General features: G+C 43.4%; 7 protein-coding genes and 1 other RNA gene. 6 read left to right on the forward strand and 2 right to left on the reverse strand.

The features are described 5' to 3' along the window. Position 1: 1 nt before the first annotated feature. On the forward strand, positions 2 to 8,257 hold the full coding sequence (locus tag B7717_RS05185) for an SIALI-17 repeat-containing surface protein (RefSeq protein WP_084944319.1): 8,256 nt from the start codon (positions 2 to 4) through the stop codon (positions 8,255 to 8,257). 167 nt (positions 8,258 to 8,424) lie between these two features. On the opposite strand, the gene pbp1a is transcribed toward B7717_RS05185, so the two are convergent. Then, positions 8,425 to 10,593, reverse strand: a complete 2,169-nt coding sequence (gene pbp1a, locus B7717_RS05190) for a penicillin-binding protein PBP1A (RefSeq protein ID WP_001041840.1) — start codon at positions 10,591 to 10,593, stop codon at positions 8,425 to 8,427. Continuing rightward, positions 10,590 to 11,186, reverse strand: a complete 597-nt coding sequence (recU, locus tag B7717_RS05195; RefSeq protein WP_000248756.1) for a Holliday junction resolvase RecU — start codon at positions 11,184 to 11,186, stop codon at positions 10,590 to 10,592. The genes pbp1a and recU overlap by 4 nt, the downstream gene beginning before the upstream one ends. Positions 11,187 to 11,252: 66 nt before the next feature. Here recU and B7717_RS05200 point away from each other — a divergent pair, with 66 nt between their 5' ends. From B7717_RS05200 to mapZ, 5 genes are all read left to right on the forward strand, one after another. Next, positions 11,253 to 11,780, forward strand: coding sequence for a DUF1273 domain-containing protein (locus tag B7717_RS05200; RefSeq protein WP_084944320.1), 528 nt, complete (start codon positions 11,253 to 11,255; stop codon positions 11,778 to 11,780). A 69-nt stretch (positions 11,781 to 11,849) separates the two neighbouring features. Next, positions 11,850 to 12,179 (forward strand): cell division regulator GpsB, encoded by a 330-nt coding sequence (gene gpsB, locus B7717_RS05205; protein ID WP_084944321.1) that lies wholly within the window; start codon positions 11,850 to 11,852, stop codon positions 12,177 to 12,179. A 28-nt stretch (positions 12,180 to 12,207) separates the two neighbouring features. Continuing rightward, positions 12,208 to 12,588: RNase P RNA component class B (gene rnpB / locus B7717_RS05210), an RNA gene on the forward strand. Positions 12,589 to 12,672: 84 nt separating this feature from the next. Further along, the gene (locus tag B7717_RS05215) at positions 12,673 to 13,830 is read left to right on the forward strand and encodes a THUMP domain-containing class I SAM-dependent RNA methyltransferase (RefSeq protein ID WP_084944322.1); all 1,158 of its coding nucleotides are present in this window, start codon (positions 12,673 to 12,675) and stop codon (positions 13,828 to 13,830) included. Between the two features lie 12 nt (positions 13,831 to 13,842). Next, positions 13,843 to 15,291 (forward strand): cell division site-positioning protein MapZ, encoded by a 1,449-nt coding sequence (gene mapZ, locus B7717_RS05220; RefSeq protein WP_000039236.1) that lies wholly within the window; start codon positions 13,843 to 13,845, stop codon positions 15,289 to 15,291. Positions 15,292 to 15,316: the final 25 nt, after the last annotated feature.

Consider the following 15,316-nt stretch of genomic DNA (forward strand, 5'->3'; position numbering starts at 1 on the left):
GATGGATAGACATTTTTTTGAGAAACGCTGTCACTATAGTATAAGAAAATTTGCAATCGGTGCAGCCTCCGTTATGATTGGTGCTAGTATCTTTGGAGCCAATATGGTTCAGGCAGCAGAAACTGCAGCACCTTCAGAAACAGAGGGAAGCATCACCCATGTTCAAGCACTGGATAAGTTACCCGATGATTTAGCTGCTGCGCTTGAAAAGGCGGATGCAGAAGCTGCAACAGAAGCAAGTCATGAAGAAACTCCAGCGACTGATGAGGGAACCAATCCTACAACAAGTGAAGAGGCAAAACCAGAGACAAGTCCTGCAAGTCCCAAGCCAGCAGAAACGCCGAAACCGGTTGAAACACCAAAGGCAGACAATCAACCTTCGGAAACCACTACACCAGCAGTAAAACCAGCTGAAAAGCAAATCGAAGATAGAGAAGATGTCAACCATCTCGAAGGTGCTACTGCTCAGGCGAGCAACCATGAGACTGGTACCAACTTTACTGCGGATAAGGCTATCGACGGAGATGACAATACTCGTTGGGCTACAGACAAAGATGTACCAAAACCAACTTTTGAATTGACCCTTCCTAAGACAACCTTGATCAAACATGTAGAAATTGACTGGGATCGTCGTCTTCGCAATGGGCAAAATGACCCCAATATCAAATCTTGGAGTCTCTACTATGCAGGTCAAGAAGACGTGGGCGCTAATGGAGAAAAGCAATGGAAACTCGCTCATACCAAGACTGGAGATCCTGTTTTAGACGAGAAAGTAGACCTAGCTGATAGTATCAAAGCTAAATATCTCAAACTTGAGGTCAATGATTACCAAGCGGGAACCATGAACTGGAGAAACGTTGGAATCCAAGAAATTCGAGCGTATTCTAACGTTCCGGACCATAGTAAGGTAACGGATATCCGCCAAGTAACCGAACTAACAGTAGCAGAAGACGGACAGTCTCTTGTCTTGCCTAGTCTACCAGGGGAAGTTAGTCTTATCGGAAGCAATAAACAAGGTGTAATTGACCTTCAAAATCGTATCCATAAACCTCTGACAGACCAACGTGTCAAGGTCATGGTCCAACAAATCAGAGACAGTCATACCTTTACCAAAGAGTTCGAAGTAGTCATCAAGGGGCTACATCAGGACGAAGGTGTGGGTGTGAAACCAAAAGTAGCACCAGCTGTTCAACAATGGTATGGGAAAGAAGGCCAATCTTCTATCACTTCAGATACAGTCCTTGCGACAGGAGATTCTGGCTTTGATCAGGCAGCAACCTTTTATCAGTCAGACCTTGCTAGCCGTGGATTGGAACTAGCAACAGGTGACAAGCAGGCTCAAAAACGAATCGAATTTAAAAAAGTTGAAAACAAGGGTTATGGTAAAGAAGGGTATGGTATCACTATCCAAGATGATGTGATTACCATCGAAGCTGCCACAAACACAGGAGCCTTCTACGCCACTCGTACTCTTCTTCAAATGGGAGAAACAGACCTACAAAATGGTGAAATTCGCGATTTCCCAAGTTTCAGCCACCGTGGCTTTATGCTAGATACAGGTCGTAAATTTATCCCTTACGACACCCTTGTAGACATCATGCTCAACATGGCTTACTACAAGATGAACGACTTGCAGTTGCACCTCAACGATAACTATATCTTCCTCAAGGAACACTTGGCAGGTAAGAATTTAAGTTCAGAAGAACAACTCAAGTATGTACTTGAACATGCCAAGACTGGTTTCCGTGTGGAGACAGACATTGTCGGTAAGAATGGTCAAAAATTGACATCAGATGAGCATTATACCAAGGAAGAAATGCAAAATCTGATTAAACTTGCCAAGGCCTTGCATATCAATCTAGTGCCAGAAATTGACACACCAGGTCACGCTCTATCATTTGTCAAAGTCCGTCCAGACCTCATGTATCAAGGTAGTTTGAGCGATTATGCAGGTAAGCACAATGTTGAGCGCGTAGCCATGCTAGACTTGGATAACAAGTACGAAGAAACTCTTAAATTTGTCAAATCAGTTTATGACAAACTTCTCGATGGTCCAGATGCACCGCTTCATGGCGTGTCCACTGTTCATATCGGAACGGATGAATACTATGGCAGCAGAGAAAGCTATCGCCGCTATGTCAATGATTTGACCCAATATATCAAGTCTAAAGGTTACACCCCTCGTATCTGGGGATCGCTCAGTGCGAAACGTGGGAACACTCCTGTTGATTGGAACGGAGTAGAGGTTGATATCTGGAGTATCGGATGGCAACGACCAAATGAGGCCATTGCTCAGGGAGCTAAGATTATCAATATCACGGATGTACCGACCTATAGTGTGCCAAGTGGAAGCAATAGTCAAGCAGCCTACGGGGACTATGCTAACTACGAACGTCAGTACAATAGCTGGACACCGAATGATTTTAGAACAGGTGGAGGTCCACTTCTACCAGCTTCTCATCCAAGTATTCTTGGTGGTGGGCACGCAGTTTGGAATGATAACATTGACCTTCATGAGACCGGTTTGACCTCTTATGACATCTTCAAACGCTTCTTCAAGAGCATGCAAACCACTGCAGAACGCACTTGGGGATCTGACCGTGCAGCTGCGACCTTTGCAGAACGCACCCTACCAACGAGCCCTTATGCGCCACAGTCAAATCCTGATAAAGAGATTGATCAAAGCGACTTGTTTACCATCAATTCTGAAACAGTCAAGAACTATGCAAGCAAGAAAGTGAAGGCAAGCGAACAGGGATTGGCTTTTGAGAAAGATAGCAGTATCGAAGGCTTGGCTGGTGATGTTGGTCCAAGTCACGTCTTGAAGTTTGATGTAACTGTCACTGGAGACGGGGAACAAACCTTCTCAACAAGTGGGGACAATCGTATCTATCTAGCTGATAAAGACGGCTATCTTGCTTACCAGTTTGAACAGTTCCATATCCAATTCAATAAAAAACTTGAAAAGAACAAACGTTATCAAATCTCCATCGTGACCAAACCACAATCTACAGAAGTCTATGTGGATGGTGAAAAGATTGAGCGTATTGCAAATCCAGCCCACCCTCGTTTTGCCCACAATAGCTTGGTTCTACCGCTTGAAAGCATCGGTGGTTTCAAAGGAATCTTGCATAGTGCAGAGTTGTCAGACAAAGCATTTGTAAACCCTCGTTTGATTTCAAATGATAAGATTACTGCAACCGCAAGCAGTCAGCAACTTCCAGGAAACGCGACTGAAGGCGCTGTTGAAAAGGCCTTTGACAATGATCCAAATACCTTCTGGCATACTAAATGGACTGGTGACACTGCGCCATACACTCTTACTATGACCTTGAAAGAAGCAGAAAAAATCAATGGTTTGACCTATCTCCCACGTCCAGGTGGTGGAAATGGTGTTGTGACGCGCTACGAAATCTACGCACAAAAAGATGGCCAAATGGTCAAGGTTTCAGAAGGAAGCTGGGACAACAACGCCCAAGAAAAAACAGTCAACTTTGCGGCGGTACATACCAACAAGATTGAGTTGAAAGTATTGGAAGGCGTTGGTGGTTTTGCAAGTGCTGCTGAAATTCATCTATTGAAACCTGTTAAAGAAGAGCAAGAAACGCCTGCACCAAGTCAACCAGAAAAACCAACTACTCCTGAAAAACCAAAAGTAGACCAAACCGGTGATGGAACAGTTGAATTGGCAGATCAATTCACTGCAAGTAAACCAGCTAGCGAAGACAGCATTGCAGCTGCCAGCAAGAGCGCAGACTATCTCAAGAAAGAGTACAAGGTCTTCCCAACTCCACAAAAAGTGACTTATGGAGAAGGTGTCACAGCTCTTCGCAAGCAAGTCAATCTGGTCATGGGTGATCAACTCGATATCTATACTCGCAATCGCTTGAAGAGTGTTTTGCAGGACAATCAAGTATCTTATACAACTGGTAAGTCAGCAATCGCTGGCGCAACCAACATCTATCTTGGAGTGCATGGACAAGGTTCACAAGCAGAGCAAAACTTGTCCAAGGTTTCAGCAGGTCTCTTTGACAAGATTGACGCCTATGTCTTGAGTATCAAGGATAATTCGATTTCTATCGTCGGAAAAGACACTGATGCAGTCTTCTATGGTTTGACAACCTTGAAACACATGCTCAAGGAAAGCCAAGTACCAGTCCTTCGCAATGTAACAGTAGAAGATTACGCAGAGCTCAAGAACCGTGGTTTCATCGAAGGATACTATGGAAACCCATGGTCGAATGCCGATCGTGCAGAACTCATGCGTTTTGGTGGCGATTTGAAATTGAACCAATACTTCTTTGCACCAAAAGACGATCCATACCACAACAAGAAATGGCGTGAACTCTATCCAGAAGAAAAACTAGCTGAAATCCGTGAACTCGCTCGTGTCGGAAATCAAAGTAAAACCCGCTATGTCTGGACTATCCATCCATTCATGAACAACCGCATCCGCTTTGGCAATGAAGCGCATTACCAAGAAGATTTGGCAACCATCAAGGCTAAATTTACCCAGTTGATGAAAGTGGGTGTCCGTGAATTTGGTATCCTTGCAGATGATGCTCCAAGCCCAGTCGGAGGCTACAATAGCTACAACCGCTTGATGCAAGATATGACCAAGTGGTTGACTGAAATGCAGGGAACCTACAGCGGTCTTCGCAAAGAAATGATCTTTGTTCCTGGCCAGTATTGGGGTAATGGACGTGAGGATGAGTTGAAATCCCTCAATGAAAATCTCCCAAGTTCAACATCCATGACCTTGACGGGTGGTAAGATTTGGGGTGAAGTCTCTGAAAGCTTCCTTTCAACTCTCAAGAACAATCTATCCGCAGGTGGCAAGACCTATCGCCCAGTTTCACTTTGGATTAACTGGCCTGTAACAGATAACTCGAAACAACACTTGATTCTAGGTGGTGGTGAGAAATTCCTTCATCCAAATGTGGATCCAAGCTTGCTGTCTGGTATCATGTTGAACCCAATGCAACAGTCTGAACCATCTAAGATTGCCCTCTTTTCAGGAGCTCAATACTCATGGAAACAGTGGAAATCAGAAGAAGAAGCTAAGAAAATCAATGATATTGCCTTCAACTTTGTAGAAAATGGTCATTTTGAAGATAGCAAGGTATCAGCAGCCTTCCGCGAACTTGGTAAACACATGATCAACCAAAACATGGATAATCGTGTCGTCAAACTAGAAGAATCTGTAGACTTGGCTCCAAAATTAACAGACTTCATGACCAAGCTCAAAGCAGGTCAGGATGTGACTGCAGAACGTGTAGCCTTGCGTGCAGAATTTGCCAAGATTAAAGAAGCAGCCGAACTCTATAAAGCATCAGGCGATAAAAAAATGGTTGCCCAAATCCACTATTGGTTGGATAATGCAATCGATCAAATGAATGCCCTCGATGCCTTCCTTACAGGAACTGAAGCCATGGCTACAAACGATGCAGCCAAACTTTGGGATAGCTACTATAAAGGTTTGAAATTGTACGAACAGTCTCAAACTCACACCTTCCATTATGTAGACCATATGGAAAAAGCTGAATTGGGTGTTCAACATATTCGTCCATTTATCCTATCCCTGAAAGAAGTTCTAGCGTCTGAAGTTCAAAAAGTCTTGCATCCAGACCAAATCATCAGCACCTTTATCACCAATCGAACAGGGGTAGAAGGTGGTTTGGCAGAAGTAACGGATGGCGATTTGGCAACTCATGCGATTATTAAATCACCAAATAGCATCAAGACAGGTGATTATATTGGTATGAAGTTCAACAAACCAGTAGCGATTCAAACCTTGACCTTTGCTATGGGAACGCAGGCAAATCCACGTGATACCTTTAGTAAGGCAGAAGTGCAGTATCAAGATGAAAACGATAACTGGATAACCTTGAAAGAGCCAAGCTATGTCGGAAATGAATCCCTGCTTAAGTTTGAAAATCTCACTATCAAGGCCAAGGCAGTTCGCATGATTGCGACAGCAGACCGCGAGAACACTTGGTTTGCAGTTCAGGAAATTGCAGTCAACCGTCCAGTTGAAAAAGCTCGTAGCCAACAAGCAACGACAGTTAGTCTAAGCTCAAACTTAGTTTACAAACTAAATACCTCAGCCCGTCAAATCACTGATGGCAAGGACAATACAGAAGCCATGATGGCAAATGCTGACGGTAGCAATACAACTCCAGTAGATGCCTGGGCACAACTGGACCTCGGTGAAGTCAAGTCAGTCACTAAAGTACGACTTCGCCAAGGAACGGGTGATAAACTTGCCGCAGGTGTACTTGAGTATTCTACAGACGGAACTGCATGGCAAGAGTTGGATCGCCTATCAGGAGAACAAACCAAGGAAGTGACCAGAGCGATCAATGCTCGTTACATCCGAGTCCGCAATACCAAGGCCCTTGACCTCTGGTGGCGTATCCAGGACTTCTCTGTTGAGACACGTTCTGGAAACAGTGAGTTAACGGACACCAACGTTGATGCCTTGAAGGAAACGCCGGTAGTGGATAGCTTGGGACATTATGAACTTCAAATTCCAGCTGGAACCAAACTCCCTGCTCATAGCTATCTAGGTATGAAACTTGACCGTATCCATCAAATCAAGAGCATCCAGCTCCAAGGCCAAGCCAACCCTGCTCTTAGCCTAGAGTACTCTGCAAATGCGCAAGAATGGACAGCAGCTAGCCAGTTGACTGATAGATCTGCAGCAAGCCACTTAGTACGTTATGTGCGTTTGGTCAACAAAACAGATCAGGAGCAAGCTGTGACAGCCACTTCTCTCCTTGTGACAACCAAAGAAGTACAACCAACCAAACTAGAATCTACAACTATGGGCATTCATCCAACATACGGAAGCAATGATGTTCGTAAGCTGAACAACCTAGATCAACTATTTGATGGTGTTTACAACAACTTCGTTGAGTTTTCAGACTATGCCCATAAAGATGGTCATGTGACCTTGAAACTTGGCAGCGAACGCACTATCAAGAAGATTAGAGCTTATATCCAAGACGGAACACAAAACTACCTTCGTGATGGTAAGATCCAAGTCAGCCAAGACGGTAAAACTTGGACAGATGTTGTGACAGTGGGAGATGGTGTGGCCAACAGCCAACACGATGATTCATTGACAGATGGTTGGACACACGATTCTAAGATGCCAGGAAATCGCTACATCGAGGGTGAATTGACGACACCAGTTAAAGCTAACTATCTCCGTGTCCTCTATACAGCAGACTATGATGCCCGTTTTGTAGGATTTACAGAATTGGTCATCAACGATGGTGAATTTGTCAAACCAATCAATGATCCAACAGTAGAAGGAAGTAGTGGAGAAAGCCAAGGCAACCTTTATAATAATCTTGTAGACGGCAAAGTCTTGACCAGCTACAAGTCTGAAAAAGACAAGGGCGAATTGGTGTATCACTTATCTGAGCCAACCAATGCCAACCACCTTCGTCTCGTTTCCAGTCTTCCTGAAGGAGCTAAGGCACGTGTTCTTGCTAGAACACTCAAGGATGGTCAAGACAGTTGGACAGACCTCGGTGCCATTACATCTAGTCTCCAAACCTTCGCTATCCGAAATGGTGGCTCTCTTCTAGACGTCAAATTAGTCTGGGAAGGTGGCAAGGCTGAGTTTTATGAATTGGCAAGCTTTTATCAAGAATTAACAGAAGAACCGGTTCAATCAAGCAAGGGTGAAGAACCAGCACCCGTTCTTGAGGTTCCTGAATTCACAGGTGGTGTCAATGCAGTTGAAGCCCTAGTACATGAACTTCCAGAGTACACAGGCCCAGTAGCAACAGTAGGAGACCAAGCTGCTCCAACAGTAGAGAAACCTGAGTTCAAGGGTGGTGTCAATGCAGTTGAAGCCCTAGTACATGAGCTTCCAGAATACACAGGCCCAGTGGCGACAGTAGGAGACCAAGCTGCTCCAACAGTAGAGAAACCTGAGTTCAAGGGTGGTGTCAATGCAGTGATGGCTCTAGTGCATGAATTGCCAGAATACACAGGCCCGCTAGCAACAGTAGGTGATCAAGCTGCTCCAACAGTAGAGAAACCTGAGTTTAAACTTAGCTCACTTGCTTCAGATGAAGGTAAGGCACCGGCACCGGAACTAAAACAAGAAGTGACGAAGCGAGAAACAGCTGAACAAAGTTTGCCAGCAACAGGTGAGAGTCAATCTGACACAGCCCTCTTCCTAGCAGGTGTTAGCCTAGCCCTATCTGCTCTCTTTGTAGCAAAAACAAAGAAAGACTAGTATTTAGTAAAACCTCTTAACAAGATTACGAAATCCGTTTCCTATCTTTCCCAATGAGGTTTATAGTACAGAAAAAGCCTGAGAAGATGTCTTCTCAGGCTTTTGTTAAGCACATAAATGCAATAGTGCTATGAAAAAATCACCCAGAAAAATCTGGGTGATAAATGTTATGGTTGTGCTGGTTGAGGATTCTGATTTTGGTTCTGGTTTTGTTGACCAGGCGTTGTATTTGGTTGCTGGTTATTGGTATTATTGTTTGCACTATTATTCGTGCTTGGAGTAGTTGAGCTTGACTGTGAAGTTGAACTTTCTGATGTCGAGCTCGAACTTTCTGGTGTTGGGGCCTGTTGCGGAGCAGGAGCAGTCCATGCAGAACGAGCACCGTTTTTAAAGACGAACTCACCACTTCGATAGAGGCCTTCTGGCATAGTCCAGTCGCCAGGGTTGTTATCCTCAGACAGATAAGTCATCATTGAACGGTAAACCTTAGCTGCAACATAGAAGCCATCACCAACGATAGGAGTAAGGCGGTTTGAGTAACCTGTCCACACAGCCATTGAATATTTGCGAGTATAACCAACAAACATTTCGTCTGGGGCTACATAACCAGTATTTTTGATGTAGTTTTCAATTTCATCGTCTGTATAGTTTGATGTACCAGTCTTACCAGCTTGAGGTAGCCAAGGGAGATAAGCACCACGACCCGTTCCGTATGCCAAGACAGTCTTCATCATTTCTGTCATCATATAGGCGGTCGTCTCTTTCATGGCACGAGTACCAGGATCAGCGTATTCTTTTGAGCTACCATCACTAAAGACGATTTTATTGATATACATTGGTTTATGGTAGATACCACCGTTAGCAAAAGCAGCGTAAGCAGCAGCCATTTTCTCACTACTTGCTCCGTACTTTTTGTTTGACTCAGTCGTATTACTTGAAATCGCGTTGGCATAGTGCATATCTGGATAGTCAATACCGATTCCATTTAGGAAGGTCTTGGCTCTATCCAAACCAACTTTGTTCAAGGTTTCTACAGCAGTAACGTTCCGTGATTGTTGGAGCGCATATTGGATGGTAATATTTCCAAAATAACTTCTATCCCAGTTGTAAACAGGGGTATCTGTTCCAGGATAGTTGTAAGGAACATCATGTACAATCGAAGCAGTTGAGTCGTAGATGTCATACTCCAAGGCAGGAGCATAGTCTGTGATTGGCTTCATGGTAGAACCCCAGTCACGGTTGGTTTCAACAGCTTGGTTGATTCCGAAGGAAACATTGCTTGATTGGTGACGAGAACCTAACTGAGCAATGACTTTCCCATTTGTCACATCCACAATCGTTGAAGCTACTTGCATTTCATCATCTGGATAGTTGACATACTCGTCGGTATTGTAGATATCCCAGAGATGTTGTTGAACTTTAGGATCAACGTTGGTGTAGACGTCCATACCAGTCGTTAAGAGATTGTAGCCTGTTTCTTGTTCGACTTGATCGATTACCTCTTTGAGATAGTTGTCCATGTATGGAGGATAACTATTAGCCGATTTTAGACTTTGAAGCCCATCTGTAATCGGAGTATTAATCGCTTTTTCATATTGCTCAGCTGAAATGTAACCTTGCCCCTTCATCTCAGAGAGGACGAGATTACGACGTTCTTGAGCGGCTTCTGGATGCGAGTATGGATCATACTGGTTTGGAGCCTGAGGCATACCAGCAAGGAGAGCTAATTGAGGAATGCTTAGATCTTTTAGGTCCTTTCCATAGTAACTTTGGGCAGCTGTCTGCATTCCGTAGTTACCGTTTGACATGTAAACCTTGTTGATGTAGTAGGTCAAGATCTCTTGTTTAGTCGCTTTCTGTTCTAGCTGAACGGCTAACCAAGCTTCCTGGGCCTTACGAGAAAGGGTTTGATCAGAAGTTGACGTAGAGAAATAGGTTAACTTGATCAACTGCTGTGTCAAGGTGGAAGCTCCTTGCAGGCCTCCACCACCACGAAGGTTTCGTAGGGTAGCACCTAGGATACGGATCGTGTCGATTCCTCGGTGATTAAAGAAGCGATGATCCTCAATCGAAACAATAGCGTTTACCAAATCGGTCGGTATTTCGTTTGCTTGGGCATTGACCCGACGTTCCGATCCAAGATCAGCGATAAGCTCGTCATTGCTATCATAGATCTTACTTGACGTTGTAGCAACTAGTTTACTTTCAGAAAGTTCTGGAGCCTTGCTAACATAGTAGAGGAAGAGACCTCCACCAAGCATTACAGCTGCGATAAATACAGTTAAGAGACTGATACTGACATACTTAGCTATTCGCAGAAAAGTTTGTTTGTTCATCTTGTTTTACCACCTAGTAAATGTTCTTTGATAATGTCGAGGTAGGGAATTTGAGGAAAGGCACCAGGCTCAATCCTATATCCATTTTCTCGAATATATCCAAGTGGCATTGACTTCTGTCCCTTATCTTGATGATAGAATCGGATGAGGTCAATAGCCGGCAATAAGTAGGTTTCTTGCTGAGAAGAAAAGTGAAGGAGTACAAAGCAGATTCCTTGCTGGGCAAGGACTTGTTCCATATGCTGGATCTGATGGAGATGAAAATTCTTCATCGGTATCGCATGTTTTTGCCTGGTTTCCTTTGCTTCAAAGTCGATGTAGTATCCATCATAAACCCCTGAATAGTCAGTAGTTGAGGCTTGTCTAAAGTAGGCTTCAACAATCTTGGCACGACTTCGTTGGGGATAGTCAACACGTACGATTTGGATGGGAGTCGGTTTCTTGTGAATAACAGCTAACCCATGCGACAAATAGTAGTCGTTCGTAGCATTGATCATCTTTTCAAAAGACATTCCCCGATTTGCGAAATTTTTAGTTTGTGACAGGGGGGCTTGTCTCTTTTGAGATGAAATTTTATGTGGATAGTTGACCATAATTCTCCTTATTGGTACAATAACATCACTCTATTATATCATAAATTTACAAAGAAAGGGTTAAAAATGACATCAGCCTTGATTTTAGGCTATTCGGCCTTCGACCTTGGTCTCTTTAATGACAAGGATATTCGCGTTGACATTATCAAAAAAGCCATTAGTAGAGACTTGGAAGGTCTAGCAGAGGAAGGGGTGACCTGGCTTGTCTTTACAGGGACTCTGGGCTTTGAGCACTGGGTGCTTCAAGTAGCTAAAGAAATGAAAGAAGACTATGGATTTCAATTGGCGACCATTTTTGATTTTGAAACCCATGGCAGTAATTGGAATGAAGCAAATCAAGCGAAATTGAGTGAGTTCAAGCAGGTTGATTTTGTCAAATACGCCTATCCACAATATGAGCACAAGGGACAATTACGTGATTATCAGAAATTTTTGCTGGAAAATACAGATACTTGTTATCTTTTTTACGACGAAGAAAACGAAACCAAGTTACGATATTTTTACCAAATGATGAAAAATCAAGCGGACTATGTTACAAGAAGATTAACATTTGAGGACTTGAATGAAATAGTAGAAAATTTTTCTGAAAAGTAAGCCTTTGACCTTGATTTTTACTTGTCTTTTTTTATATAATAATACTAGTAACCCAGAATGGAGAGAGACATGGCAAGTATTATATTTTCAGCGAAAGATATTTTTGAACAAGAATTTGGACGTGAAGTACGTGGATATAGCAAAGCAGAGGTCGATGAATTCCTAGACGATGTGATTAAGGATTATGAAACCTACGCAGCTTTGGTCAAATCCCTTCGTCAAGAGATTGCTGATTTGAAGGAAGAATTATCTCATAAACCACAGTCAGTTCCAACTCAGCCTGATTCTATCGAAGTTACCGCTTCTACCTCGATGACAAACTTTGATATCTTGAAACGATTGAATCGACTTGAAAAAGAAGTGTTTGGTAAACAAATTTTAGACAATGAAGATGTATAATTGAGTGTCTATCAAGTGCATAAATGCAATTTTTGGATAATCGCGTGAAGAGATTCTCTTTTCATGAGGAAAGTCCATGCTAGCACAGGCTGTGATGCCTGTAGTGTTTGTGCTAGGCGAAACCATAAGCCTAGGGACGAGAGATCGTTACGGCAGTCGAAATGGCTAAGTCTTCGGATAAGTCAGATTAGGCTTGAAAGTGCCACAGTGACGGAGTCTCTCTGGAAACGGAGAGAGTGGAACGCGGTAAACCCCTCAAGCTAGCAACCCAAATTTTGGTCGGGGCATGGAGTGCACGGAAACGAACGTAGTACTCTGACTGCTAGCAGCTAGAGCTGTTAGTGGTAGACAGATGATTATCGAAGGAAGTGGTCCTAGTCACTTCTGGAACAAAACATGGCTTATAGAAAATTGCATATAGGTTGGGGCTGAGAAATCTTTCTCAACCTCATTTTTTAAAGTGAACAAAAGAAAGGTCTTACAAGACTGTAAAATGAAAAAAGAATTTAATTTAATCGCAACTGCTGCAGCGGGTCTTGAGGCTGTCGTTGGACGTGAGGTGCGAGAACTAGGCTATGATTGCCAGGTTGAAAACGGCCGTGTTCGTTTCCACGGTGATGTGCGGGCAATCATTAAGACCAATCTTTGGCTTCGTGCAGCGGATCGCATCAAGATTGTAGTTGGAAGCTTCCCTGCAAAGACCTTTGAAGAGCTCTTTCAAGGAGTTTTTGCTCTAGATTGGGAAAACTATCTCCCGTTAGGAGCACGTTTCCCGATATCAAAGGCAAAATGTGTGAAGTCTAAACTACATAACGAGCCCAGTGTTCAGGCTATTTCTAAGAAGGCTGTTGTAAAGAAATTACAAAAACACTATGCCCGTCCAGAAGGGGTTCCCTTGATGGAAACTGGTCCCGAGTTTAAGATTGAGGTATCTATCCTGAAAGATGTGGCAACTGTCATGATTGACACGACAGGTTCTAGCCTTTTTAAACGTGGTTATCGTACGGAAAAGGGTGGAGCGCCTATCAAAGAAAACATGGCAGCAGCCATTTTACAACTCTCAAACTGGTATCCAGACAAGCCTTTGATTGATCCAACCTGCGGTTCAGGAACCTTCTGTATCGAGGCGGCTATGATAGCTAAGAAGATGGCCCCAGGTCTTCGCCGTTCCTTTGCTTTTGAAGAATGGAACTGGGTCAGCGATCGGTTAATTCAAGAAGTGCGTACGGATGCTGCCAAGAAAATTGACCGTGAACTGGAACTGGATATCATGGGCTGTGATATAGACGCTCGTATGGTTGAAATTGCTAAAGCCAATGCTCAAGCAGCAGGTGTGGCAGGTGATATCACCTTTAAACAAATGCGGGTACAAGACTTACGCTCGGACAAGGTAAATGGTGTCATCATCTCCAATCCTCCATATGGTGAGCGTTTGTCTGATGATGTAGGAGTTACCAAGCTTTATGCTGAGATGGGACAGGTATTTGCGCCACTGAAAACCTGGAGTAAATTTATCCTGACCAGTGATGAAGCATTTGAAAGTAAGTACGGAAGTCCAGCTGATAAAAAACGAAAACTGTATAACGGGACCTTAAAAGTGGATTTGTATCAATACTTTGGTCAGCGTGTGAAACGTCAGGAGTTAAAATAGAAAGGTGAACTCATGAGTAAGAAAAGACGTGATCGTCATAAAAAAGGACATCAAGAACCCAAATTTGACTTTGATGAAGCAAAAGATTTGACTGTTGGTCAAGTGATTCGTAAGAATGAAGAGGTGGAGGCTGGAGTATTGCCTGAGGACAACATCTTGGACAAATACATCAAACAACACCGTGAAGAGATTGAAGCTGACAAGTTTGAAACTCGTCAGTTTAAAAAAGAAGAACTAGCTTCCACTCAAAGTCTAGAAGATATGATTCAAGAAGTGCGAGAATCTAGCGAGACTTCTGAAGAAATTGAAGAATCACATCTTGTGACGGAGGAAGTTTCTGGCCATACAGAAGAAACGGAAGCTGCTAGTGTTGTTCTGTCTCCTCTAGATGAGGAAAATCAAGAACTGGAACCACTTGTATTAACCAACACAGCAACAGAAGAAGAGACAGAAAGTCCAGAAGAGGAAGAAGTGATTGTTCCTCTATCACGTTCGGCTCAAACAGAACCTGAAACAGGCTCTAAGAAGAAAGGTGTCATCATCATTGCTTCTGTAGTAGCTGCAATCCTTGTGCTTGCTGGAACATATTATGTCTACCGCCAAGTATCTCGTTCAAACCAAGAAATCCAGTCTTCTCAAGCAGCCTCTTCGGATGATAAAGGGACACAAACAGCTTTGAAAGACTTCAATGATCTCTATGATACTTTCTATACAGATGCTAATAAGACAGCTCTGAAAAACAGCCAGTTTGATAAATTGAGCCAACTTAAAACCTTGCTAGATAAGTTAGAAGGTAGCCGTGATTATACACTAGCTAAGTCAAGATATGATAGCCTAGCAACTCAAATCAAGGCCATTCAAGATGTCAATGCCCTCTTTGAAAGCCCAGCTATTACGGACGGTGTCTTGGATACCAATGCGAAAGCCAAAGCAGACGCTAAATTTACAGAAATCAAGACAGGGAACACAGAACTAGACAAACTCTTGGATAAGGCTATTAGTCTTGGCAAGAGCCAACAAACCAGTGCTTCCAGCTCAAGTTCGAGCTCTAGCACGAGTCAAGCAAGCTCAAGTTCAGCTACAGAAAGCAATGCAAGCAGCACGACCCCTTCAACAAGCACCACGGCACCAGCTAGAGATACAAATGGTGGTTTGTCTGGCGATGGGGTTAATCTTCAAAGAAGTACTAGTCGTGTACCTTACAACCAATCAGCTGTAGACGATAGCAACAACCCTGCTTGGACCTTTGCGGATGGTGTATTGGAACAAGTCCTAGCAACATCACGTGCTCGTGGCTATATCACTGGCAATCAATATATCCTAGAACGTGTCAATATCGTAAACGGAAATGGTTATTACAACCTCTATAAACCAGATGGAACCTATCTCTTCACCCTCAACTGTAAGACGGGTTACTTTGTAGGGAACGGTTCTGGTCATGCGGATGACTTGGACTATTAGGACTCCGTTACAAAATTCTTTCCTT

This window comes from Streptococcus oralis subsp. oralis (assembly GCF_002096495.1).
Lineage (GTDB): Bacteria > Bacillota > Bacilli > Lactobacillales > Streptococcaceae > Streptococcus > Streptococcus oralis_CU.